The 22,027-nt window shown below is 74.1% G+C and carries 22 protein-coding genes and 1 pseudogene; 12 read left to right on the plus strand and 11 right to left on the minus strand.

The window, feature by feature from the left end; translation table 11 throughout:
- Window position 1 precedes the first annotated feature (1 nt).
- From KPL60_RS01320 to KPL60_RS01335, 4 genes are all read left to right on the plus strand, one after another.
- On the plus strand, window positions 2-1,141 hold the full coding sequence (locus KPL60_RS01320) for a hypothetical protein (protein WP_226364623.1): 1,140 nt from the start codon (window positions 2-4) through the stop codon (window positions 1,139-1,141).
- A gap of 4 nt (window positions 1,142-1,145) precedes the next feature.
- Window positions 1,146-1,712: a hypothetical protein gene (locus tag KPL60_RS01325; protein WP_226364624.1), complete on the plus strand. Its 567-nt coding sequence runs from the start codon at window positions 1,146-1,148 to the stop codon at window positions 1,710-1,712.
- Between the two features lie 24 nt (window positions 1,713-1,736).
- Window positions 1,737-3,278, plus strand: a complete 1,542-nt coding sequence (locus KPL60_RS01330; protein ID WP_226364625.1) for a glycoside hydrolase family 16 protein — start codon at window positions 1,737-1,739, stop codon at window positions 3,276-3,278.
- A gap of 146 nt (window positions 3,279-3,424) precedes the next feature.
- Complete coding sequence (locus tag KPL60_RS01335; RefSeq protein ID WP_226354945.1) at window positions 3,425-4,336, plus strand: family 16 glycosylhydrolase; 912 nt, start codon at window positions 3,425-3,427, stop codon at window positions 4,334-4,336.
- 160 nt (window positions 4,337-4,496) lie between these two features.
- On the opposite strand, the gene KPL60_RS01340 is transcribed toward KPL60_RS01335, so the two are convergent.
- Window positions 4,497-5,930 carry an NCS2 family permease gene (locus KPL60_RS01340; protein ID WP_226354944.1) on the minus strand — a complete coding sequence of 478 codons (1,434 nt, stop codon included), beginning with the start codon at window positions 5,928-5,930 and terminating at the stop codon, window positions 4,497-4,499.
- 65 nt (window positions 5,931-5,995) lie between these two features.
- Here KPL60_RS01340 and KPL60_RS01345 point away from each other — a divergent pair, with 65 nt between their 5' ends.
- The gene (locus tag KPL60_RS01345) at window positions 5,996-6,304 is read left to right on the plus strand and encodes a DUF2530 domain-containing protein (protein WP_226354943.1); all 309 of its coding nucleotides are present in this window, start codon (window positions 5,996-5,998) and stop codon (window positions 6,302-6,304) included.
- A gap of 17 nt (window positions 6,305-6,321) precedes the next feature.
- Window positions 6,322-7,059 carry an SDR family NAD(P)-dependent oxidoreductase gene (locus KPL60_RS01350; protein WP_208827059.1) on the plus strand — a complete coding sequence of 246 codons (738 nt, stop codon included), beginning with the start codon at window positions 6,322-6,324 and terminating at the stop codon, window positions 7,057-7,059.
- On the opposite strand, the gene KPL60_RS01355 is transcribed toward KPL60_RS01350, so the two are convergent.
- The 3 genes from KPL60_RS01355 to KPL60_RS01365 all read right to left on the minus strand — a co-directional run bounded on the left by KPL60_RS01355 (window position 7,056) and on the right by KPL60_RS01365 (window position 9,565).
- On the minus strand, window positions 7,056-7,229 hold the full coding sequence (locus KPL60_RS01355) for a hypothetical protein (protein ID WP_226364626.1): 174 nt from the start codon (window positions 7,227-7,229) through the stop codon (window positions 7,056-7,058). The genes KPL60_RS01350 and KPL60_RS01355 overlap by 4 nt on opposite strands.
- 15 nt (window positions 7,230-7,244) lie before the next feature.
- On the minus strand, window positions 7,245-8,453 hold the full coding sequence (locus KPL60_RS01360; RefSeq protein ID WP_226354941.1) for an Ig-like domain-containing protein: 1,209 nt from the start codon (window positions 8,451-8,453) through the stop codon (window positions 7,245-7,247).
- A gap of 95 nt (window positions 8,454-8,548) precedes the next feature.
- Complete coding sequence (locus tag KPL60_RS01365; protein ID WP_374203862.1) at window positions 8,549-9,565, minus strand: UDP-N-acetylmuramate dehydrogenase; 1,017 nt, start codon at window positions 9,563-9,565, stop codon at window positions 8,549-8,551.
- A gap of 56 nt (window positions 9,566-9,621) precedes the next feature.
- Between KPL60_RS01365 and KPL60_RS01370 the strand changes: the two genes are divergently transcribed.
- The 3 genes from KPL60_RS01370 (at window position 9,622) to KPL60_RS34410 (ending at window position 12,099) form a co-directional block, all read left to right on the plus strand.
- Window positions 9,622-10,119, plus strand: coding sequence for a DUF2505 domain-containing protein (locus KPL60_RS01370; protein ID WP_062399848.1), 498 nt, complete (start codon window positions 9,622-9,624; stop codon window positions 10,117-10,119).
- Complete coding sequence (gene purU / locus KPL60_RS01375) at window positions 10,119-10,991, plus strand: formyltetrahydrofolate deformylase (protein ID WP_226354939.1); 873 nt, start codon at window positions 10,119-10,121, stop codon at window positions 10,989-10,991. The genes KPL60_RS01370 and purU overlap by 1 nt, the downstream gene beginning before the upstream one ends.
- A gap of 190 nt (window positions 10,992-11,181) precedes the next feature.
- The gene (locus KPL60_RS34410; RefSeq protein WP_226364627.1) at window positions 11,182-12,099 is read left to right on the plus strand and encodes a DUF559 domain-containing protein; all 918 of its coding nucleotides are present in this window, start codon (window positions 11,182-11,184) and stop codon (window positions 12,097-12,099) included.
- A gap of 114 nt (window positions 12,100-12,213) precedes the next feature.
- Here KPL60_RS34410 and lon read toward each other — a convergent pair.
- Window positions 12,214-14,546: pseudogene (gene lon, locus KPL60_RS01385) on the minus strand (endopeptidase La).
- Window positions 14,547-14,702: 156 nt separating this feature from the next.
- On the opposite strand from lon, the gene KPL60_RS01390 reads away from it, so the two are divergent.
- Window positions 14,703-15,395 carry a hypothetical protein gene (locus KPL60_RS01390; protein WP_226354936.1) on the plus strand — a complete coding sequence of 231 codons (693 nt, stop codon included), beginning with the start codon at window positions 14,703-14,705 and terminating at the stop codon, window positions 15,393-15,395.
- Entirely contained in the window at window positions 15,392-16,366 is a 975-nt protein-coding gene (locus KPL60_RS01395) for a hypothetical protein (protein WP_226354935.1), read from the plus strand. Before KPL60_RS01390 ends, KPL60_RS01395 begins: the two co-directional genes overlap by 4 nt.
- A 1-nt stretch (window position 16,367) precedes the next feature.
- Here the strand turns inward: KPL60_RS01395 and KPL60_RS01400 are convergent, their stop codons facing one another.
- The 6 genes from KPL60_RS01400 to KPL60_RS01425 all read right to left on the minus strand — a co-directional run bounded on the left by KPL60_RS01400 (window position 16,368) and on the right by KPL60_RS01425 (window position 20,880).
- Entirely contained in the window at window positions 16,368-16,907 is a 540-nt protein-coding gene (locus tag KPL60_RS01400) for a YbaK/EbsC family protein (protein WP_226354934.1), read from the minus strand.
- Complete coding sequence (locus KPL60_RS01405) at window positions 16,904-17,158, minus strand: DUF2516 family protein (RefSeq protein WP_062404096.1); 255 nt, start codon at window positions 17,156-17,158, stop codon at window positions 16,904-16,906. Before KPL60_RS01405 ends, KPL60_RS01400 begins: the two co-directional genes overlap by 4 nt.
- A gap of 209 nt (window positions 17,159-17,367) precedes the next feature.
- Entirely contained in the window at window positions 17,368-18,096 is a 729-nt protein-coding gene (locus tag KPL60_RS01410) for a hypothetical protein (protein ID WP_226354933.1), read from the minus strand.
- Between the two features lie 5 nt (window positions 18,097-18,101).
- Window positions 18,102-18,566 (minus strand): helix-turn-helix domain-containing protein, encoded by a 465-nt coding sequence (locus KPL60_RS01415; protein WP_062399838.1) that lies wholly within the window; start codon window positions 18,564-18,566, stop codon window positions 18,102-18,104.
- A gap of 159 nt (window positions 18,567-18,725) precedes the next feature.
- Window positions 18,726-20,069 (minus strand): DUF445 domain-containing protein, encoded by a 1,344-nt coding sequence (locus KPL60_RS01420; RefSeq protein ID WP_374203829.1) that lies wholly within the window; start codon window positions 20,067-20,069, stop codon window positions 18,726-18,728.
- Window positions 20,070-20,352: 283 nt separating this feature from the next.
- Entirely contained in the window at window positions 20,353-20,880 is a 528-nt protein-coding gene (locus KPL60_RS01425) for a bifunctional DNA primase/polymerase (protein WP_226364628.1), read from the minus strand.
- Window positions 20,881-21,198: 318 nt separating this feature from the next.
- On the opposite strand from KPL60_RS01425, the gene KPL60_RS01430 reads away from it, so the two are divergent.
- Window positions 21,199-21,999 carry a TspO/MBR family protein gene (locus KPL60_RS01430; protein ID WP_226364629.1) on the plus strand — a complete coding sequence of 267 codons (801 nt, stop codon included), beginning with the start codon at window positions 21,199-21,201 and terminating at the stop codon, window positions 21,997-21,999.
- Window positions 22,000-22,027: the final 28 nt, after the last annotated feature.

Consider the following 22,027-nt stretch of genomic DNA (forward strand, 5'->3'; position numbering starts at 1 on the left):
CGTGCGAGCGCTGCTGATGGTGCCGGTCGTCGTCGCACTCCTGCTGGGGACGGCGGGGCAGGTCCTGGCCGCACCGGCCGCGGAACCGGTCACCTCGGGCGTCGACGCGGCACGCGTGCCGGAGGCGGCGCGGCCGTACCTCGACCTGGTCACGGAGCTGACATCGCAGGGCTGCCCGGAGCTGCCGCCGGCCTGGGTGGTCGCCCAGGTGCAGGCGGAGTCGGGCTGGGACCCGGAGCTGCGCACCGGCACCGCCGCCGGGCTGCTGCAGGTCTCGGAACGGACCTGGGTCGCGGCCGGGGGCGCACCGTGGCCGGATGCGGCGCTGACCGAGCCGGAGGGGCACCTGCGCGTCGTCGTGCCGTGGCTCTGCTCGACGCTGCGCGCCGCCGCCGGGTACCTGGCGACGACCCCGAAGGACGTGCCGGTGCTCGACGCGATGCTGGTCTGCCACATCGCGGGCTGCAGCCGGGTCACCGGCTCGGCGTCGGGGGTGCCGACGGGCGGGGAGGCGGACTGCTCGCAGGCGTGTGCGTCGGCGATCCGGCGCTACCTCGACGCGGTGCACGGCTTCGTCGCGGACTACTCCGGCACGACGGCCGTCGACGACCGCGAGTCGTCCCCGCCACCGCCGCAGAAGGCCGCCCCGGCGAAGGCACCGGCGGCGAAGGACGCCGCGTCGGCACCGGCACCCGCCTGGACCGGCGGCGCGACGGGCTGTCACGAACCCGATCCGGTGCGCTCCGGCGGCTGCCTGACCGGCGCGACGAAGCACGGTCTCGACGCGGTCCGGGCGGTCTTCGGCCCGACCATCGAGACGGTCGGCTGCTGGGACGAGCACCTGCAGAACCCGCGGTCGGACCATCCGAAGGGCAGGGCCTGCGACGTGTTCACCGGGAAGGCCGGGGCGTTCGCGAAGGGCGCCGACCTCGACGAGGGCTGGGCGATCGCGCGCTGGCTGGAACGCAACGCGGCCCAACTGAAGGTCAAGTACCTGATCTGGCAGGGCCGCTACTGGGACCCCTCCGTGCGCGCCGACGGCTCCGGCTGGGGCCGTCGCTACACCGGCGGCGGGGTCTACGACACCTCCGACGCGACCGGCGGCCACTACGACCATGTCCACATCAGCTTCGCGGAGTGACCCCGTGCGACGTTCCCTGCCGCTGCTCGTGCTCGCCGCGGTCCTCGCGGTGCCCCTGGCCCTGCTGGTGCCGGCACTGCTGCCCGGACCGCCGTCGCAGGCCGTGCTGACCTCGGCCGACCGGGACGCCCTCGGCGATCCCGGTCCCGTCCGCGGAGCGGAGCCACCCGTGCCGGCGACGCGGCCGTCGTCGCCCGGGGCGGTGGCACGCGCCTACCTCGTCGCCGCGCACGGCACCCGGGCCGGCACGGCCGCGGGCACGACCCTCGACGGCACCCCGTACGCACTGCCCGGCAGCCCGGCCGCGGCCGGAGCGCCCGTCCTCGACCCGCCGCCGCCCGGCGCGGGACGGACCGCCGAGGTCGAGGACCTCGACGAGGGCGCCACCGACTGGGCCCGCGGGCGCACCGCGCTCGTCGCGACCGTCCGCACGACCACGGCCGGGCCCGGCGCGGCCCCCGAGATCCGGCGCTGGCGCACCCGCGTGGTCGTGGCGCTCGACGCGGCGGGCCACTGGCTGGTCACCGCCGACACCCCCATCACCACCGACACCCCCGACGTGGACGACTGACGTGACCGAACCTTGGAGTGGGCGATGACCGCCGACGAGCTCGAGCAGCTGCTCAAGTCCCTGCTGGCCAAGGGGGTCACGGTCGTCCTGCTGGCGCTGGGCCCTGCCGGGGAGCTGGTGGGGGTGGAACCCGGGGGGTCCGCGACGCCGTCGGTGAGCTCCGGGCAGGACGCCGCCGGAGCGCCGCGTCCGGACCTGGAGCTGGGGGCCGACGGCGAGGTGTGCGTCGGGTCGGGCGGGTCCTCCGGGGCCGGATCCGGGTCGGGCTCCGGCGGGTCCGGGTCGGGCTCCGATTCCGGGTCGGGCTCCGGGTCGGGCTCCGACAGCTCGGGCGGCGGGGACGGCCGCGACGGGTCCGGGTCCGACGGGTCCTCCGCCGGGTCCGGGTCCGCCGGGGCCGGCGACGACTCGTCCGGCGGGTCGGAGGACGGTCGCGACGGCGGGGCCGGCGGCTCCGACAGCTCCGACGGGTCGGGCGACTCCGACGACCGGCGCCGATCCAGCGGGTCGGGCGACTCCGGGAGCAACAGCGGTTCGGACGACAGCGGCTCCGGGGGCGACAGCTCCGGGAAGAGCGGTTCACAGGGCACCGGGTCCGGCGACAGCGGGGGCTCCGGTTCGGACGACAGCAGCCCCGGCGACAGCGACGCGGGAAGCGGCTCGGGCGGCAGCGGCACCGCCTCCGGCGCCCCCGACGAGTCCGGTGCCACCGCCTACGGCACCAGCGACGACGCCGCCGCGGGCCTCCTCACCGGCGGCACCGGCACCGGCGGCCGGACCACCCCCGCCCCCTGCCCCACCGGCTCGGGCGGCGCGGCCGATCCCGCGCCCGCCACCGGGAGCGCCCCGGAGGCGGGCGGCGCGGCGGCGGCCGAGGGCACCACCGCGGCGGCGAAGCTGGGCTGGGGACAGCCGGTCCGCACCGACGAGTTCGACAACGGCACCGACGGCTGGAGCATCTACGACGGCGCCGGGCACGCGGGCAACGGCCGTCGCACCCCGGACGCGGCCGCGGTGGCGGACGGCGTCCTGACGATCACCGGCGACAGCCAGGGCAACACCGCGGGCATGGCGTGGAAGGAGGGCTCCCAGCAGTACGGCCGCTGGGAGGGCCGGGTGCGCGCGCCGGTCGGGGACCCGTCGTACAACGCGCTGCTGCTGCTCTGGCCCACCGCGGAGAACTGGCCCGAGGGCGGTGAGCTCGACTTCATGGAGATGATGGATCCCTCGCGGCAGAAGACCAACGCGTTCTTCCACTACGGCGCGGACAACTCCCAGGTCGAGGGCTCGGTCGAGATCGACGCGACGCAGTGGCACAACTGGGCCCTGGAGTGGACGCCGGACCGGATCACCGCCTACGTCGACGGCGAGAAGTGGTTCGAGACCACCGAGCAGAAGGTGCAGCCGCCGGGGCCGATGCACCTGTGCATCCAGCTCGACTGGTTCCCCAAGGGCGGGTCGGGGAAGGAGACGCAGATGCAGGTCGACTGGGTCCGCCAGTACACCCTCGACGGGGGCGCCGCCGGCACCGGGACCGGGTCGGGTCAGGCGTCGAGCGGTTCATGATCACCGGTTGTGGAGCGTGGCGCTCGCTCAGCGGGCCGGATCCTCCACAACGGTCGATCTTCGGGCGCCGGGCCCCTCTCAGCTCCCCCACAGCCGTCCCCTCCTAGGCTGCCGCCGACCCGCCGTCGACGATAAAGGAGGGGGTCGTGCCGGAACAGACGGAGCAGGAGCCCGAGCACGACCCCGAGGCCCCCTCGCGACGCCGCTGGCCCGCCGTCGTCGGGCTCGTGGCGGGTCTGGCCGTGCTGGCCGGGGTCGTCACGGTCGCGATGGACCCGACCCTGCTCACCGGCTCGTCCGGCCCGACTCCGGCACCGGCGGCGCCGCCGTCGCCGGGCGGGATGCACGACCAGGAGCGTCCGAACGAGGTCGGCGAGCTCGACCCCGCGTCGCGCTCGGACACCGAGGCGGCGGTGCGCAACGGCTGGCGCCTCACCGACCACGACGAGTTCGACGGCACCGCGCTCGACCGCACGCGCTGGAGCCCGTACACCGGGGAGACCACCGGGGGCAACGGCCGGCACCGGGCCGAGAACATCTCGGTCCGCGACGGCGAGCTCGTCCTCACCAGCCGCGGGCGCACCTCGGCGGGCCTGGCCTGGCGCGGCGGACAGCAGTACGGCCGCTGGGAGATCCGGGCGAAGACCAACCCCGGCGTCGGCTACGGCGACGTCGCGCTGCTCTGGCCGGACGCCGAGGACTGGCCCGAGGGCGGCGAGCTCAACTTCATGGAGATCCCGAAGCCCGAGCGCGCCGAGACGCACACGATCGTCCACTACGGCGAGGACAACAGCCAGGTCGGCAAGACCATCCGCGGCGACTTCACGCAGTGGCACACCTACGCCGTCGAGTGGCTGCCCGACCGGGTCGTGTTCTACATCGACGGCGCCGAGGTCTTCCGGACCACCGACCCGGAGCAGATCCCGCCGCGGTCGATGCACCTGGCGATGCAGCAGGACATCGGTCCCTACGGCGACGACTGGATCCCGGCGCCGGACGCGACCTCGCCGGAGACGCTGGACTTCCAGGTCGACTGGGTCCGCATCTACGCGCCCTGACCCGCTCGGCGGCGGGTCGGGTGTGACTGGGGAAAGAAGGAGGCCCCGGACCCTGTGGGGTCCGGGGCCTTCTCCTGTCCCGAACTGACGCGCCGCTCCCACCACGAAGCGACGAGATTGAGGTTAGCCTAACCTTCGTCGCTCGCGCAAGGGCGGGTTCTCAGCCGAGCAGCTCCCGCAACGGTCCCACGCCGAAGTACCCCACGAACAGCACCGCCACGACCCACATCAGCGGATGGACCTGCCGCGCGCGGCCGGTGGCCGCCGCGAGCGCGACGTAGCTGATGAAGCCGGCGCCGATGCCGTTGGCGATCGAGTAGGTGAACGGCATGACGGTGATCGTCAGGAACACCGGGATCGCGGTGCGCAGGTCGTCGAGCGAGACCGAGGTGATCTGCCGGAACATCAGCGCGCCGACGACGACCAGCGCCGGGGCCGCGGCCTCGACCGGGACGATCGAGTACAGCGGCGTGAAGAACATCGCCAGCAGGAACAGGACACCGGTCAGGACGTTCGCCAGACCCGTCCGTGCGCCCTCGGCGATGCCGGCCGCGGACTCGACGAAGATCGTGTTCGACGACGCCGACCCCACACCACCGGCGACCGCACCCGCACCCTCGACGACCAGCGCCTTCCCGACGTTCGGGAGCTTGTCGTCGGAGTCGGTCAGGCCCGCCTGGCGGCCGAGGCCGGTGAGCGTGCCCATGGCGTCGAAGAAGTTCGCCAGCACGAGGGTGAAGACGAGCAGGACGACGGTGATGATGTCGAGCCGGGTGAACGCCCCGAGCGAGACCTGCCCGACCAGCGACAGGTCCGGCAGCCCGACGATCCGGTCCGGGATGGCGGGCACGGCCAGCGACCAGCCGCCGGGGTTGGTCGGGCCGCCCGGGCCGACCCGGACGATCGCCTCGACGACGATCGCGATGATCGTGTTCACCACGACGCCGATGAGGATGCCCGCACGGACACCGCGGGCGACGAGGACGCCGACGATGATCAGCCCGACGACGAAGACGAACGTCGGCCACGAGGCGATGGAGCCGCCGGTGCCCAGCCCGACCGGGACCGTGGTGTTGGCGGCGTCGGGCAGCCGGCGCACGAAGCCGGAGTCGACCAGGCCGATCAGCGCGATGAACGCGCCGATGCCGACCGCGATCGCCGTCTTGAGCTCGGTGGGTACGGCGTTGAACACCGCCGTCCGGAAGCCGGTCAGGGCGAGGATCACGATGATGACGCCGTTGATGACCACCAGGCCCATCGCCTCGGGCCAGGTCATCAGCGGCGCGATGGTCACGGCCAGCAGGGTGTTGATCCCCAGGCCGGTGGCGATCGCGAACGGGTAGTTCGCGACGACGCCGAAGATGATGGTCATCACGCCCGCGACCAGGGCGGTCACCGCGGCGACCTGCGCGACCGGGAGGATCCCGCCCAGCGCGTCGGCCTTGGCCGACGGGTCGCCCGGCGTGACGCTGCCGAGGATCAACGGGTTCAGGACGATGATGTAGGCCATCGCCATGAACGTGACGAGACCCCCGCGCAGCTCGCGGGAGACGGTGGAGCCGCGCTCGGACACGCGGAACAGGCGCTCGATCACGGCGACACCCTAGACGCGGTGCAACGCTGCGGGTTCCGTACGTGCACCGTTTAGGCTACGGCCCCGTGACGGCCCACGAGAGCGAGCGCGCGAGCGACCCACCGCCCCCGCCGCCGTTGCCGGCGCGCTTCTACGAGTCCCCGCCGGTGATCCTCGGCGGGATGCTGCTGTGGGCGGTCGGCGCGGGCGTCGCCGCCGCGTTCGCGATGGTCACCGGATCCGGGTTCGATCCCGCGAACGGTGCCGGCGCCTGGTTCTGGACCTGCATCGCCGGGGTCGGGGTGGGCCTGTTCGGCGCCGCGGTGTTCTCGGCGCAGCGGGCCGCGGCCCGGCGCGGGGACCGGTCGGCGCAGCGCGGCGTCGAGCCGAGGTAGGTCATAGGCTCGGCGGCATGACCGCGAACGACCGTCCGACCGCCGTCGTCACCGGTGCCTCCTCCGGGATCGGCGCCGCCACCGCCCGCGCACTCGGTGCCGCGGGCTTCCACGTGGTGCTGGGAGCCCGCCGGGTGGAGCGCTGCGAGGAGATCGCGAAGGAGATCGACGGCACCGCGCTGTCCCTCGACGTCACCGACCGGGAGTCCGTCCGCGCGTTCGCCGACGCCGTGCCCGAGGCGAAGCTGCTGGTCAACAACGCCGGCGGCGCGAAGGGCCTGGAGCCCGTCGCGGACGCCGACGAGGACGACTGGCGCTGGATGTGGGAGACCAACGTCGCCGGCACGCTGCGCCTCACCCAGGCGTTCCTGCCGAAGCTGCGGGCGTCGGGCGACGGGCACATCGTCACCGTGACCTCGATCGCCGCGCTGGACTTCTACGACAACGGCGCCGGCTACACCGGTGCCAAGCACGCCCAGGCGATGCTGCACCGCACCCTGCGCGGGGAGCTGCTCGGCGAGCCGATCCGGATCACCGAGATCTGCCCCGGCATGGTGGAGACCGAGTTCTCCGAGGTGCGGCTCGGCGACGCCGACAAGGCGGCGAAGGTCTACGAAGGCCTGACCCCGCTGACCGCCGACGACGTCGCCGACACGATCGTCTTCGCCGCGACCCGGCCGTCGCACGTCAACCTGGACCAGATCGTGCTCAAGCCGCGTGACCAGGCGTCGGGCACGCGGCGGCACCGGCGCTAGAGGGTCTCCTCCGACCGGCGGTGATGGTCGGCGTCGTCGCCGGGGCTCTCGCCCGAGACGGCGCCGGCGATCCGTTCCTCGGACTCGCGCAGGATCTGCTCGGCCCCCTCCTCCTGGAGCGGGGTCGGGCGGTCGCCGTCGGGCCGGTCGGGGTTCTCGGGGGCGGTCATGCCCACGGGTACCCGCTAGGACAGCGCCGACAACCCCTTCCACTTCTCCCAGGACAGCGTCCAGTCCCACAGGTCGCCGTCGCGGGCGGAGAGCTGCACGGGGGTGCCGGTGACCTCGACCGGGTCGCCGTAGAGGACGGTGTCGTAGTACGCCTTGGCGTTCTCGATCGACAGGTTCACGCAGCCGTGGGTGACGTTCGCGGTTCCCTGCGCGGCGGCCGACACCGGGTTGGCGTGGATGAACTCGCCGTTGTTGCTCATCCGGACGGCCCACTTCTCGACGACGTCGTAGCCGTACTGCTGCGAGACCATCCGCTTGTCGGTGAACTTCTCGGTGACGACGTGGATGCCCGAGCGCGTGTTGCGGTTCGGGTCGTCGGCCAGGCCGTAGGACGCCGGGTAGTCCGCGATCTGCTTGCCGTCGCGGATCACGATCATCCGGAACGAGCGGGCGTCGGCCTTGACGATCTGGGCGCGACCGATCGCGAACGACGTGGTCAGGTCCTCGGCGCCGTAGCTGCCGCCGCCGTAGTCGACGCCCTTGAGCGGCGCGTCCACGGTGACCTTCGTGCCCGACGGCCAGTACTCCTTCGGCCGCCAGTGCACGCGCGAGCCGCCGTTCTCGTCGGGCAGCCAGCCCCACGCGCCCTCGACCTCCTTCGAGGTCGTGACCTTCAGGACCTTCTCGATCGCGGCGCGGTCCTCGACGTGCCGGTCGAACTGGATCTCGATCGGCGCGGCGATGCCGACGGTACGGTCGTCGCCGATGTTCAGGGTGCCGCGCACGGTGTGGGCGGGCTTGAGCGTCGCGACGGTGCCCTGCACGGGGGTCGCCGTGCCGTCCGGGGCGACGGCACGCCCGTGCCAGCTATAGGTGGTCGCGAAGTCCAGGTCACCGCTGCTGGTCCAGGTCGTGCGGTCCGGGGACAGCGCGCCGTCGACGGCGTCGCCGTCCGGGTCGGTCAGCGACACCCCGTCCAGCGTGCCGCCCGCCGCGCGGACCGAGACCGGCTGCGCCGGGTTCGCCGACGACGCCGAGGCGGCCGGCTGGTAGCTCACCTGCGGCCCGGCCGGGGCCGGGGCGGCCTGCGGCGCCGCCGGGTCCTGCGGCGAGGCCGCGAGGGCCACCGCACCGACGATGCCCAGCGCGCCGATCAGCGCCACCACGACGATCAGTACCCGTCGCAACCGTTCCCCCGCGTACTCGATCCGTGCGTTGCGCACCGACCGTACGCCGAGATCCAGTACGCGTGATCGGCAGGAGGACGGTGCTCCCCCGTGCGGCGCAACGCGAACCGGACGTCGATGTACAGAGGGTGTCAGACGGCGCAGTTCACCAGCACCGGTTCGGGATGCAGTGTGACGCCGAACCGCTCGGCGACGCCGCCCTGCACCTCACGGGCCAGGGCCAGCAGGTCGGCCGTCGTCCCGCCGCCGCGGTGGGTCAGGGCCAGGACGTGCCGCGTCGACAGCGACACCCGGCCGCCGGGGCCGGCGTGCCCGCGGCCGAACCCGGCGTTCTGGATCAGCCCGGCGGCGCTCAGCTTGACCCGGCCCTGTCCCGCGGGCCAGGCGGCCAGGCCGTCGACCTGCGGCGCGCGGTCCGTGGGCAGGATCGGGTTGGTGAAGAACGAGCCGGCCGACCAGGTGTCGTGGTCGTCGGCGTCGAGGACCATGCCCTTGCCGCGGCGCAGCCCGAGCACCGCCTCGCGGACGGCGGCCGGGTCGGTCCGCGTCTCCGGGTCGACGCCGAGGGTGCGGGCGAGCTCGCCGTAGCGGATCGGGGCGGAGCGGCCGTCGGCGTGCAGCGCGAAGCGCACCCGCAGGACGATCGCGTCGTCGCGGCCCTTGAGGACGCTGGTGCGGTAGTCGAGCCCCAGGTCGGAGGCGGGCACGTGCTCGCGGACGGTGCCGGTGCGCCGGTCGTAGAGGTCGACGTCGACGAGCAGGTCGGCGACCTCGACGCCGTAGGCGCCCACGTTCTGCACCGGGGTCGCGCCGGTCCGCCCGGGGATCCCGGACAGGCACTCCAGCCCGCCGAGCCCGTCGGCGACGGTCGCGGCGACGACGTCGTCCCAGTCCTCGCCGGCCTCGACGGTCAGCAGCACCCGGTCGCCGTCGCGCTCGTGGCCGATCCCGCGCCCCGCCAGCAGCACGGCGGTGCCGTCGAACCCGGCGTCGGCGACGACGAGGTTCGACCCGCCGCCCACCAGCAGCACCCGTTCCCCGGCCCGGTCGGCCGCGGCGACGGCGTCGACCACCTCGGCCGCGCCCTCGGCGCGCACGATGCGGGAGGCCGGTCCGCCGAGGCGCAGTGTGGTGTGCGCACTGAGCATCGGGTCGACCGTTGTCGGAGCGGGGGAACTCACGACCGCAACGGTAGCCTTCGCCCATGCCGCGCTCGATCGACTACCGCGCAACGTCCGCGCACCCGGCCTCGAAGGTCTACGCGGCGATGGTCGACCGCGATCTCCTGGAGGAGCAGCTGCGTCACATCGGCGGCCCCGGGGCCGGGGTGACCGCGTACGAGACCACCGCCGACGGCGTCCGCTACACGTTGCGGCACGGGATCCCGGGCGAGCACCTGCCGTCGATCGTGTCGTCGTTCGTGCCCGGCGGGGACCTGCAGATCGACCGCAGCGAGCAGTGGCGGGCCGGCGACTCGGGCGTCTACGACGGCACCGGCTCCGTGAAGGTCATCGGCACCCCCGCCACCGCACGGTCGGTGATGCGGATCGCCGACGTCGACGGCGGCAGCGAGGTCCGGATCCGGGCCGAGGTCACGGTCAAGGTCCCGCTGGTGGGTGCGAAGATCGAGCAGGCGGTCGCCGGACAGATCGAGCAGCTGCTCGCCGCCGAGACCCAGTTCACCCTCTCCCGGATCTCCTGATGTCCCACTACGTGATCACCCTGTCCTGCCCGGACCGCACCGGCATCGTCGCGCGGATCAGCACGTTCCTCGCCGAGCTCGGCGCCTCGATCACCGAGGCCGCGTACCACGCCGACGTCGAGGCCGGGGTGTTCTGCACCCGCCAGGTCGTCGACGCCGCGTCGGTCCCCTTCGACGTCGACGAGCTCCGCGCCCGGTTCGCGCCGGTCGCCGCCGAGCTGGGCGGTGAGCACCGCATCTCCGACACCGGCGTCCGCAAGCGCGCCGTGCTGCTGGTGACCCGCGACCAGCACTGCCTGCACGACATCCTCGGCCGGGTGTGGGCGGGCGAGCTGCCGGTGGAGATCACCCGCGTGATCGGCAACCACACGTCGCTGGAGCCGGTCGTCGCCGCGCACGGGGTGCCGTTCCACCACGTGCCCTTCCCCGCGCCCGGCGACCCGGCCCGCGAGCAGGGCAAGGTCACCGCGTTCGAGGAGATCCGCAAGCTCGTCGACGACGACTCTCCCGACGCGATCGTCCTCGCCCGCTTCATGCAGGTCCTGCCCGCGCACCTGTGCGAGGCCTGGGCCGGGCGGGCGATCAACATCCACCACAGCTTCCTGCCGTCCTTCGCCGGGGCCCGGCCCTACCACCAGGCCCACCGGCGCGGGGTCAAGCTGATCGGCGCGACCTGCCACTACGCGACCGCCGACCTCGACGCCGGCCCGATCATCGAGCAGGACGTCGCCCGCGTCGACCACGGGGACACCGCGACCGACATGGTGCGACGGGGACGCGACATCGAGCGCCTGGTGCTGGCCCGGGGGCTGCGGTGGCACCTGGAGGACCGGGTGCTGATCCAGGGCAACCGGACCGTCGTCTTCCGCTGAGCCCGCAGCCCTGCGCTCCGCTCGCCCGGCCGGGTCGCGCGGCGGAACGTCGCCGAGATGCAGCTCAGCGGGAATTGTGGATCTCCGCGGCCCGCTGAGCTGCATCTCGGCGTAGGTCCTTCGTTCGCGATGGCGACGGAGTCCGGCCGATCCGGTCCGACGGCCACGGCAGCCGGCGCACGATCGGCGCGTGACGATCCCCGGATGGCCCGAGGTGTTCCGCGGGACCGCGGCCGTGGCGTCGGGTCTCGTCACACCCGACCTCCTGCGCGGGCCCCGCTACCGCCGGCTGCTCCCGGACACCTACGCGCCGGCCGACCTGCGCCCCGACCTGCGGCTCCGCTCGCTCGCGGCGCACCGCTGGGCCGGACCGGACGCCGTGCTCAGCGGGTACTCCGCCGCCGAGCTGCTCGGCGCGTCGTGCGCCCCGTGGGCTGCGCCGGCCGAGGTGACCGTCGGTGCGGCGCACCCCGGAGCCCGCTCCCGTGACGGTGTGCTCGTCCGCCGCGACGTCCTGCACCCCGACGAGGTGACCGAGGTCCGCGGCGCCCGGGTCACCACGCGGGTCCGCACCGCGTTCGACCTCGCGCGGCGTCTGTCCCCGACCGAGGGTGTCGTCGCCGTCGACGCGCTGTCCCGCGGGTCGTTCGCCCCGGACGTGCTGCTGAACCTGGCGGTCCGGCACGCCCACGCCCGAGGTGTCCGGCGGGTGGTCGACGCGTTGGTGTGGGCCGATCCGCGCGCCGGCTCCCCGCCCGAGACCCGGCTCCGGCTGGTCCTTGTCCGGGCCGGCCTCCCGCGGCCGGTGCCCCAGCACCCGGTCCTCGACGACGCCCGGCGTACGGCGCTGTGGCTGGACCTGGCCTACCCGGACCACCACCTCGGCGTCGAGTACGACGGCGGCGGCCACTTCGCGACGCCCGAGGCGGCCCGCGCCGACGCGCAACGGCACACCCGACTCGTCGCGGAGGGGTGGCGGGTGCTGCGCTACACCGCCCCGGACATGCACCGACGGCCCGACGAGATCGTCGCCGAGGTGGGCCGGGCCCTCGACCGCACTCACCGAGATGCAGCTCAGCGGGGCGCGAAGATCGACAATTCCCGCTGAGCTGCATCTCGGCGAACTTCCCGGGGCGCGGGGCGCGCACACGACGGCGCCCGCCCCGCATGCTGCGGGACGGGCGCCGGATCGTGCGGCTCACGCCGCGGGTCGGACGGGGGGTCAGGCCGCGGACTGCTCGGCCGTCGCCGCGTCGTGGGCGGGCTCCAGGGCGATCGCCAGGACCTCGGAGACGTCGGCGACCGGGTGCACCCGCAGCTCCTCGCGGACCGAGGCCGGGACGTCGTCCAGGTCCGGCTCGTTGCGCTTCGGGATGATCACGTCGGTCAGTCCGGCCCGGTGCGCGGCGAGCAGCTTCTGCTTCACCCCGCCGATGGGCAGGACCTTGCCCTGCAGCGTCACCTCACCGGTCATGCCGACCGAGCTGCGGACCGGGCGCCCGGAGGCCAGCGACGCCAGCGCCGTCGTCATCGTGACGCCGGCGGACGGGCCGTCCTTCGGGACCGCACCGGCCGGGACGTGCACCGCGACGCGAGGTCACCGGCCAGCCCGCGCGAGCGCAGGTAGGACAGCGCGATCGAGACGGACTCGGTCATCACCTCGCCCAGCTGCCCGGTGATCTGCAGGCCCGGCTCGCCGTCCATCGAGGTGGCCTCGATGAACAGCACGTCACCACCGGCGCCGGTCACCGCCAGCCCGGTCGCGACGCCCGGCACCGAGGTCCGCTCGGCGGACTCCGGCGTGAACCGCGGACGGCCGAGGTAGGTGACGAGCGCGTCGGCGTCGACGTGCACCGGGCGCGCGGTCTCCGACGCGTCGAGCTGGACGGCCACCTTCCGCAGCACCTTCGCCAGGCCCCGCTCCAGCTGCCGGACCCCGGCCTCCCGGGTGTACTCGGCGGCGATCATCGACAGCGCGACGTCGGTGAACTCGACGTCGCCGTCGTCGAGACCGGCCTTGGCGACCTGGCGCGGCAGCAGGTGGTCGCGGGCGATCGCGACCTTCTCCGGCTCGGTGTAGCCGTCGAGCGTCACGATCTCCATGCGGTCGGCCAGCGGGCCGGGGATCGCGGAGCCGTCGTTCGCCGTCGCCAGGAACAGGACGTTCGACAGGTCGAGGTCGACCTCCAGGTAGTGGTCGCGGAACGTGTGGTTCTGCGCCGGGTCGAGGACCTCCAGCAGCGCCGCGGTCGGGTCACCGCGGAAGTCGCTGCCGACCTTGTCGATCTCGTCGAGCAGCACGACGGGGTTCATCGAGCCGGCCTCGCGGATGGCGCGGACGATCCGGCCGGGCAGCGCGCCGACGTAGGTGCGCCGGTGACCGCGGATCTCCGCCTCGTCCCGGACGCCGCCGAGCGCGACGCGGACGAAGTTCCGGCCGAGCGCGCGGGCGACCGACTCCCCCAGCGACGTCTTGCCGACGCCGGGCGGGCCGACCAGCGAGAGCACCGCGCCCGAGCCGCGGCCGCCGACCGTGTCGAGGCCCTTGCGCTCGCGACGGGCGCGCACGGCGAGGAACTCGACGAGGCGCTCCTTCACGTCGTCGAGGCCGGCGTGGTCGGCGTCGAGGATGCGGCGGGCCTCCACGAGGTCTGACGAGTCGGTGGTCGTGGTGCTCCACGGGATGTCGAGGACGGTGTCGAGCCAGGTCCGGATCCAGCCGGACTCCGGGCTCTGGTCCGACGAGCGCTCCAGCTTGCCGACCTCGGTCAGCGCGGCCTTGCGGACGTCGTCGGGCAGGTCGGCGGCCTCCACGCGGGCGCGGTAGTCGTCGGAGCCCTCCGGGTCGTCCTCGCCGAGCTCCTTGCGGATCGCGGCGAGCTGCTGGCGGAGCAGGAACTCGCGCTGCTGCTTCTCCATGCCCTCGCGGACGTCGTTCGAGATCTTCTCGGTGACCTCCTGCTCGGCGACGTGCTCCTTGGTCCAGCCCAGGAGCTTCTCCAGCCGGGCGTCGAGGTCGGTCTCGGCGAGCAGCTCGGCCTTGTGCGCGACGTCGAGCCACGACGCCCACCCGGCGAGGTCGGCGAGCGCGCCCGGGTCGTCGGTCTGCTGCACGGAGTCGATGACCTGCCAGGCGCCCCGCTGCTGCAGGATGCCGATCACCAGGGCCTTGTACTCGCGGGCGAGCTCGTGGGTGCGGCCGGTGGGCTCGCCGGCGTCGACCGGCTCGGCCTCGACCCAGAGCGCCGCACCGGGGCCGGAGACGCCCGACCCGATGCGGGCGCGCCGCTCACCGCGCACGACGGCGGCCCGGTCCCCGTTGGGGAGCCTGCCGATCTGCTCGAGCACGGCGACGACGCCGATGGCGCCGTAGCGGCCGTCGATGCGGGGGACGACGAGCACCCGTCTCCCGTCGTCGCGGTCCTGGGCCGCGGCGGTGGCCGCGTCCACCGCGGCACGGGTGTCGGAGTCGTCGAGACGGACGGGGACGACCATGCCGGGCAGGACCACGGCGTCGTCGAGGGGCAGGACCGGGAGCGTCAGCACGTCACTCATGTCCTGCCCAACCACACGGAGGGCCCTCCGCTTCCCGGAGTTGAGTCCTGTCCGCTCAGGGCGAACGCGGACACCGGAGCACGTAACGGCGACCGTGGGCACACCGAGTACCGCGGGGGCACCGGTGCGTGACCGGGTCGCGCTCGGGAGGTCGGGATGCGGAACCGGCTCGGCCTGCTGGCCTGCGCGGTCGTGGCCTGCACCGCCTGCGGCCCACCCCCGGCGGACCTGCCGCCCCGGATCGTCCCGCCCGCGACGACGGCGTCCGCCGCGGTGCCCACGCCCGTCCCGACCGGCGGGGTGGCGCCGCCGGTGCCGGGGACCACGGGAGCCGCCCCCGCGCCGACCCCGTCCCGCGCGGGCCCCACCGTCGACGACCCCGCCGCGCCCACCACCACCTCCCGCGCCACGAGACGCCCGCCGCCGCCCACCCGTCCCGGTGGGGGCGGGGAGCCGACCCGGATCGCGCCCCGGCTCGGCGGCGCGCCGCCACGCGGCTCGATCCCGGAGCTGCTCGACGGCAACTACACCTTCGACGACTACCGGGCGATCCTGCTCAAGGGGTGCGCACCGGCACCGAGCGGCTGCGTGAGCGTGGTGATCGACCGGGCGGCCTCACCTCCCGGCGCCACCGGGAGCTGGCTCGCATGCGACACGACACCGCGCCGCCGAACGGACCTCGCGGACATCCTCGGGCAGACCGTTCGCGTGAGCGTCGGTTACAGCAGCTGCGATCCGATCGACGGCCTCCCCGCGAAAGAGCCCGACCCGGTCCCCGGCGACGGCGGCGAGCCCGCCCCCGCCGGGGGCGGGACCCCGCAGGACGACACCGGGCGCGGCGGCGGGTGACCGCACCGCCGCGCCGACGACGCGTCGCCGGTCCGCGCCGCACCACGACCCCCGCGCCGACGCCGGCCGGCACCGGGCCGGCCGCGACGGATCCGGCGCCGCAGCCCGGACCCGAGTCCCTGCCCCGCGCCCTGCAGGCGCTCGGCACCGTCGTCGCCCCGGCGACGCTGCTGACCGCGCTGCTCCTCTACTTCGGCCGGATGCACGCCTTCGGCTTCTTCGACCACCTCGGCGTCTCCTACACCGCGATGGACCTCACCCCGGCCGACTACCTGGTCCGCAGCGCCGACGGGATGATCCCGCCGCTCGCCCTGACGGGCACGGCCGTCCTGCTCGTGCTGTGGGGCCGTCAGCTCGTCCGCCCCCGGCTCTCGGAGCGGGCGCGGGTCCGGTCGCGCCGCGTCCTGGTGCCGCTGCTCGCGGCCGTCGGCGTCGGTGCGGGGGCGCTCGCCGTCGCCGACACCGCGGGTGCGGAGCTGTTCGTGCAGGTCCCGGAGCTGCGCGGACTCTCCCTGTGCGCGGCGGTCCTGGCGCTGCTCGCGGCGGCGCGGCTCGCCCGCGGGACCCGCCCGGTCCCGGCGACGGCCGCGGTCACCGAGTGGGGCGTGTCCTTCGTGCTGCTCGGCGTCGGGCTGTTCTGGGCGGTCGGGGCGTACGCGTCGGGCGTCGGCGCCGGGCGGGGCGTGCAGTTCGAGCAGAGCCTGCCGTGGCTCGCCGACACCACCGTCTACAGCGAGCGGTCGCTCGGCCTCACCGGCCCCGGGGTCACGGTGACCCCGTGCGCCGGGCCGGACGCCGGCTACCGCTTCCGCTACGACGGCCTCAAGCTCGTCGTGCAGTCCGGCAGCCAGTTCCTGCTGCTGCCCGCGGGCTGGACCTCGACCGACGGTTCCGCCGTCCTACTCCCCCGCGGGGGCGGCTACCGGCTGGAGTTCACCGCCGCGGAGGCCGCCCGCAGCACGGGCTGCTGACTCAGCGCGCGAGGTCCGGCACGATCTCGGCGCCGGGCAGCGACGCCAGCAGGTCGCCGGGCACCGCCAGCTTCCCGGCCCGCGTCCCGCTCCCGACGACGACCGCGTCGGCCTCGGCGACCCCGGGCGAGAGCCAGAGCGGCCAGTCCGCGGGGAGCCCGATCGGGGTGATGCCGCCGTAGGCCATCCCGGTCAGGGCGACGGCGTCGTCCATCGGCGCGAACGACGCCTTGCGCACGTCGAGGCGGCGCTTCACCGCACCGTTGACGTCGACCCGGGTCGTCGCGAGGACCACACAGGCGACGTACCGGGTCTCGCCGCCGCGCTTCCCGGCGACGACCACGCAGTTCGCGGCCCGTTCGACCGGGGAGGAGTAGGCGGCGCAGAACGCGGCGGTGTCGGCCAGGTCCGGGTCGATCTCGGCGACGGCGACCCGGCCCGCGTCGAGCCCCGCCAGCGCGACGGCGACGGGCTCCGCGAGCAGGTCGGGCCGGTCCAGCGCCGGGACGGCCGTGAGCGTCCCGAGGACCGGGTGGTTCACCAGCGCGGTCCGCCGCCCTGGACCTCCATCACCGCGGGCTTGACGTCGACCAGGTAGACCAGCGTCGCGACGGTGGCGGCCAGCCAGAACATGGCACCGCCGAACATCGGGCCGTTCGTGATGATCAGGAGCAGCAGCGCGACGCCGGTGATGCCCAGCCATGCGTTCTTGGTGAGCTTGCCCGCCGCGGTGAAGGCGTCCGCACGTTGCATCAGTGCGTGCCCGAACGAGAACCCGCCGACCACCACCATGATCCACTTGATCACGAAGATGATCAGTTCATCGGGGGCACCTGACAGTGACAACACTCGGCCAGAGTACGGACAACCCGGGCGACGGTCACGTCCGGCGCCGTATCCGGGCGGGACGATCCGCGTCGCGCACACGACGGCGCCCCCGGCCGATCATGGATCGGCCGGGGGCGCGGGTCGTGCTCACCGGGCGCGGGGCCCGGCGGGTGTCACTTCTTGGCGGACGCCGTCGAGGTGCCACGGCGGGTGGTCGGCTTGCGGGCCGGGACCTTCGCGCCGGTGGCGGTCTTCGGGTCGGTCTTGGCGGCGGTGCGGCGCGCGGTCGAACGCGTGGTGGACGCGACCTCGTCGCCGGCCTCCTCGATCGCCTCGGCGGCCTCCTTGGAGACCTCGGTGACGACCTCGGCGGCCTCGCTCGCGGCGGTCTGGGCGCGGCGGGCGACCTTCTCGCCGACCGAGCGGGTCTGGGTGGTGACCGCACCCAGGGTCTTGACGGCGGCGTCGTGGGTCTCGTCCACGAACTCGTCGACGCGGGTGTCGAACTTCTCGGTCAGGCCCTCGACGGTCGCGATGGCCTGCTTGACCTGCGGCTGCTTGCGGATCCGGCCCCAGGCCTTCTCACCGCGCTGGGCGAAGCCGACGTATACGCCCTCGACCTCGGAGCGGAACTCCTCGACCTGCTTGCGGATGTTGTCCGAGGACAGCTTGCCCCGGAGCTCCTTGAGCTCGTCGGGGAGCTCCTGGACGCGGGTCTGGACCTCCTCGGCGCGCTTGGTGGCGGTGGAGCGGGCGTCGGTGACGGCCTTGCTCACGGTGGTGACGGCGAAGTCGCCGGCGCCGAGCACGGCGAGCAGCGGGGTACGGACGACCTCGGCCTGCTCGGCGGTCTGCTCGCGCAGCTTCTGCACGTCGGCGCTGGTGGGGAGGTTCACGGCCATGGTGATCACTTCCTCGTATCGGTGGGGGTGTCGGTGGTGCCGGCAGAGAGGCCGTTCTCCCTGCGAAAGGACTCGTAGACATCGAGCAGCACACGTTTCTGCCGCTCGTTGAGAGTCGGATCGGTGAGCACCGCGTCGGTCACCTGACCGGCGGGCCGCTCCTCGAGGATCCCGGCGCGGACGTACAGCGCCTCGGCGGAGATCCGCAGCCCCTTGGCGATCTGCTGCAGTATCTCGGCGGACGGCTTGCGCAGTCCGCGCTCGACCTGGCTCAGATACGGGTTGCTGACGCCCGCGGTGCGGGCCAGCTGCCGCATGGAGACCTGGGCGGCCTCGCGCTGGGCGCGGATGTAGGACCCGATGTCCTCCACCGCGTGCCCCACGGTCTGACCGACGCTCTCGACGGCCTGCGCGACGCGCTCGACGGGCTCGACGGACTCACGCTCTCCGTGCTTGCGCTCGGTGGCCATCCGTCTCACCTCCGCCTCGATCCGTTCCTCACTGACGGAACCGACCGTACGCGGCACTGCTAGCTCCTGCAAGCACAGTGCTAGCGCTGGTCACGTGGCGTGCGCCACGTCGGTGACGGCCCGGTGACGGTGCGATGTCGTCCGGGGACACCCGACCGATCACCCGATGACGAGCTCCCCCACGGCGTGGATGACCAGGCCGGCGAGCGCCCCGACGACGGTGCCGTTGATCCGGATCCACTGCAGGTCGCGGCCCACCTGGAGCTCGATCTTGCGCGAGGTCTCCTCCGCGTCCCAGCGGGCGACGGTCTCGGTGATCAGCGTGGTGATCTGGTGCCGGTAGTGCCGCACGACGTACGACGCGGCGTCCGCCAGCCAGCCGTCGAGCTTCGCGCGCAGCTCGGCGTCGCGGCCCAGCCTCCGCCCGAAGGCCATGAGGCCGTCGCGCACGCGCAGGCGCAGCTCGTTCGACGGGTCGTCGGCGGCGTCGAGGACCATGGACTTCACGACCGTCCAGGCGCGGCCGATGAAGTGCTGCACCTCCGGGTGCTCGACGACCTGGCGCTTGACCTGCTCGGCGCGCTCCATCGTCGTCTCGTCGTGCTGCAGGTCGCGGGCGAACTCGGCGAGGTAGCGGTCCACGGCGTGCCGCAGCGGGTGCTCGGGGTCGGTCTTGACCGCCCAGGCGTACCCGCGGATCTCGGCGAACAGCTTGTCGGCGACGAGGTCGTCGACGAAGCGCGGCGTCCAGGACGGCGCGCGGTCGTGCACGACCCGCAGGACCATCTCCTGGTTGTCCGCGACCCAGTCGTAGGCGCGGTCGCAGACGAGGTCGACCAGCCTGCGGTGGGCACCGTCGGCCAGGACACCCTCCAGCGCCTTGCCCATCGGCGGGCCGACCGGGATCTCCATCAGCTTGCGCACCGCGACGGTCTCGATGACGTTCTGCACGTCCTCGTCGCGCAGCACGGTCACGAGGGCCCGCGCCGCGGTGACCAGCTCGGTGGTGATCCGGTCGGCGTTCTGCTGCTCGGCGATCCACCGCCCGACCGACTCGCTGACCCCGATCCGCTCGAGCTTGTCGCGGACGACGGACTCGGACAGGAAGTTCTCCCCGACGAAGTCGCCGAGGCTGTCACCGATCATGTCCTTCTTGCGCGGGATGATCGCGGTGTGCGGGATCGGGATCCGCAACGGGTGCCGGAACAGCGCGGTCACCGCGAACCAGTCGGCGAGCGCACCGACCATGCCGGCCTCGGCGGCGGCCCGGACGTAGTCCGCCCCGGGGACACCGCGGACGACCTCGAAGTACTTCGCGACGAAGAACACGACCGTCGCGCCGAGGAGGAACCCGGTGGCGACGGCCTTCATGCGCCGCAGGTCGCGCCGCTTCTGCTCGTCACCGGGGCCGAAGCCGCCGAGGGGGACGCTGGGAACGGACCCGATGGTGCGGTCCCGCTGCGGGACGGGGGTCGGGCGCTCCGGCGCGCGGGAGGTCTGCACACACCCATAGTGCCCGGGGACACCGACATCGGGCGGCGGGGGCGCGCGCCGTGGGTCCCGGCCGGGCCCGGGGGATGTCCCGCCGGACCCGGCCGTGGCCGGTGGAGCGGCTGCGCGGCGAGGGAGAAGTGCCCCCTCGGGCGCCGCTTCCGGGCGTACCACCCGGCCGGTCCCGGCGTCCCCGCGAGGTGATCGGCGGGGACGGCAACGGGACGGAACCCGGGCGGGCGGTACGCGGTCGCGCGGGCCGGATCCTCGGTTCCGTCCGGGCCGCGCGGGAGGGTCAGCGCCGCAGGGCGCCCGGGACGCCGGACTGCTCGGCCCGCGCCTCCTGCTCGTCGGGCAGGGCCTGCTCGCTGCCGCGACGGCGCACCGCGTCACAGATCGCCTCGACGACGACCGCGGCCTCGGGTACCCGGTAGCCGACCCGCGCCGGGGCCACGCGCCACTGCACCCAGCCCTCGGGACGCTCGGTCGGCGGGGCGACGACGCCGATGCCGTCGGTGTGCAGCACGACGTCGGTGTGCAGGCTCAGCTCGGCCGGGAGCGCGTGCCGCGGGCTCATCGGGAACCACCAGGTGCCCTCGGGCGTCGCGGCGACCGGCACGACCTCGCCGGCCTCACGCAGCGTCCGGCAGACCTGGCGGCCGATGGCCGCCGGGACCTCGACCACGTCGAGCACGTCGCCCGTCGCGAGCATGACCTCCGCGCCCGGCCCCGGCACGAGCGGCCAACCGTGGTCGGCGTACTCGCGAGCGGCCGCTCGCAGCTCCGCGCCGTAGACGGCTCGGTAGCTGTCCCACCAGGACATGGAGGTCACTTCCTTCCGCTTGTGCGACAACCCCTGTGGTGCCGCTTTCCTTGTGAAGTACAACACCAGGATGCGGGCTCCGGGCACGAGTTCGCGAGGGGTACGCGGCGAGGGTGCGCAGCGGCGAGACGAGCGGGGAGCGCCTACCGCACGGCGTCGCGACCACCGGTGAACGGCGGGTGACCGGGCGCAGCGGGCCGACGACCGGTGGCAACCCCGCCGCCGTCCGGCGCAGTGCCGGTCGTCGTACCGCTCGACATGCCTCGTGCGTCGATTGTCTTTATCATCGAGATGGTTGTGACGATCGGAAGGACTGACATGGCGTCGACGACGGCGAGGGCGGGCCGCACGGCAGGCCCGGCCACCGGGATGGACACGGCACGGACCTGGGCGGTGCTCGCCGCGGCGGTGCTGCAGGCGGTGGCGGGCTCGCTCGGCGGCAGCGGGACGTTCGGGGAGTCGCAGCGGGTGCTCAGCGACCGCTACCCCTCACTGGTCACCCCGGCGACGGTGGCGTTCTCCGTGTGGGGCCTCATCTACCTGGCCCTGCTCGTGTACGCGGTGTACCAGTCGCTGCCCGGGCAGCGGTCGCGCCCGGTGCACCGGGCGACCGGCTGGCTGTTCGTGGCGACGGCGGTGCTCAACGCGGGCTGGATCGTCGTGTTCTCCCAGGAACTCCTGGGCACCGCGCAGCTGCTGATCGTGGCGCTGCTCGTGACCCTGGCCGTGGTGCTGCGCCGGCTCGCCGCGTTCCCGGCCGACGGGGCGGCGGACCGGGTGCTGCTGCACGGCCCGCTGGCGTTCTACGCGGGCTGGGTGTCGCTGGCGACCGTGGCCGGGTTCTCGGTGACGCTGACCTACTGGGGCGCCCCGCTCGGCCCGGTGGCGGCCGCGGTGCTGCTCGGAGTCGGCGTGCTGGCCGCGGGCGTCGCGACCCGGCGGACGACGGCGGCGCTCCCCTACGCGGCGACGGCCGTCTGGGCGCTGGTCTGGGTCGCGGTGGAGTCCGCGTCGGCCGGGACGGTGCCGGTGACCGTGGTCGCGGCGCTCGGCGTCGTGGCGGTGGTCGTCGCGGCGGTGCTGCGGGCGCGGGAGGGGCTGCGGCCGGCCTTCGGCTGACCCCGGGAACGACGACGGCGCCGATCCC

This window comes from Pseudonocardia sp. ICBG162 (assembly GCF_020496225.1).
GTDB lineage: Bacteria > Actinomycetota > Actinomycetes > Mycobacteriales > Pseudonocardiaceae > Pseudonocardia > Pseudonocardia alni.

Excerpts from the sequence above, each read along its gene's own strand:
- purU (WP_226354939.1), top strand. The coding sequence starts at position 10,119 with ATGTCCCACTACGTGATCACCCTGTCCTGCCCGGACCGCACCGGCATC.
- KPL60_RS01405 (WP_062404096.1), bottom strand. The coding sequence starts at position 17,158 with ATGGTGGTGGTCGGCGGGTTCTCGTTCGGGCACGCACTGATGCAACGT.
- KPL60_RS01330 (WP_226364625.1), top strand. The coding sequence starts at position 1,737 with ATGACCGCCGACGAGCTCGAGCAGCTGCTCAAGTCCCTGCTGGCCAAG.
- KPL60_RS01350 (WP_208827059.1), top strand. The coding sequence starts at position 6,322 with ATGACCGCGAACGACCGTCCGACCGCCGTCGTCACCGGTGCCTCCTCC.
- KPL60_RS01365 (WP_374203862.1), bottom strand. The coding sequence starts at position 9,565 with ATGCTCAGTGCGCACACCACACTGCGCCTCGGCGGACCGGCCTCCCGC.
- KPL60_RS01410 (WP_226354933.1), bottom strand. The coding sequence starts at position 18,096 with ATGGCCGTGAACCTCCCCACCAGCGCCGACGTGCAGAAGCTGCGCGAG.
- KPL60_RS01430 (WP_226364629.1), top strand. The coding sequence starts at position 21,199 with ATGGCGTCGACGACGGCGAGGGCGGGCCGCACGGCAGGCCCGGCCACC.
- KPL60_RS01425 (WP_226364628.1), bottom strand. The coding sequence starts at position 20,880 with ATGTCCTGGTGGGACAGCTACCGAGCCGTCTACGGCGCGGAGCTGCGA.
- KPL60_RS01415 (WP_062399838.1), bottom strand. The coding sequence starts at position 18,566 with ATGGCCACCGAGCGCAAGCACGGAGAGCGTGAGTCCGTCGAGCCCGTC.
- KPL60_RS01390 (WP_226354936.1), top strand. The coding sequence starts at position 14,703 with ATGCGGAACCGGCTCGGCCTGCTGGCCTGCGCGGTCGTGGCCTGCACC.
- KPL60_RS01370 (WP_062399848.1), top strand. The coding sequence starts at position 9,622 with ATGCCGCGCTCGATCGACTACCGCGCAACGTCCGCGCACCCGGCCTCG.
- KPL60_RS01355 (WP_226364626.1), bottom strand. The coding sequence starts at position 7,229 with ATGACCGCCCCCGAGAACCCCGACCGGCCCGACGGCGACCGCCCGACC.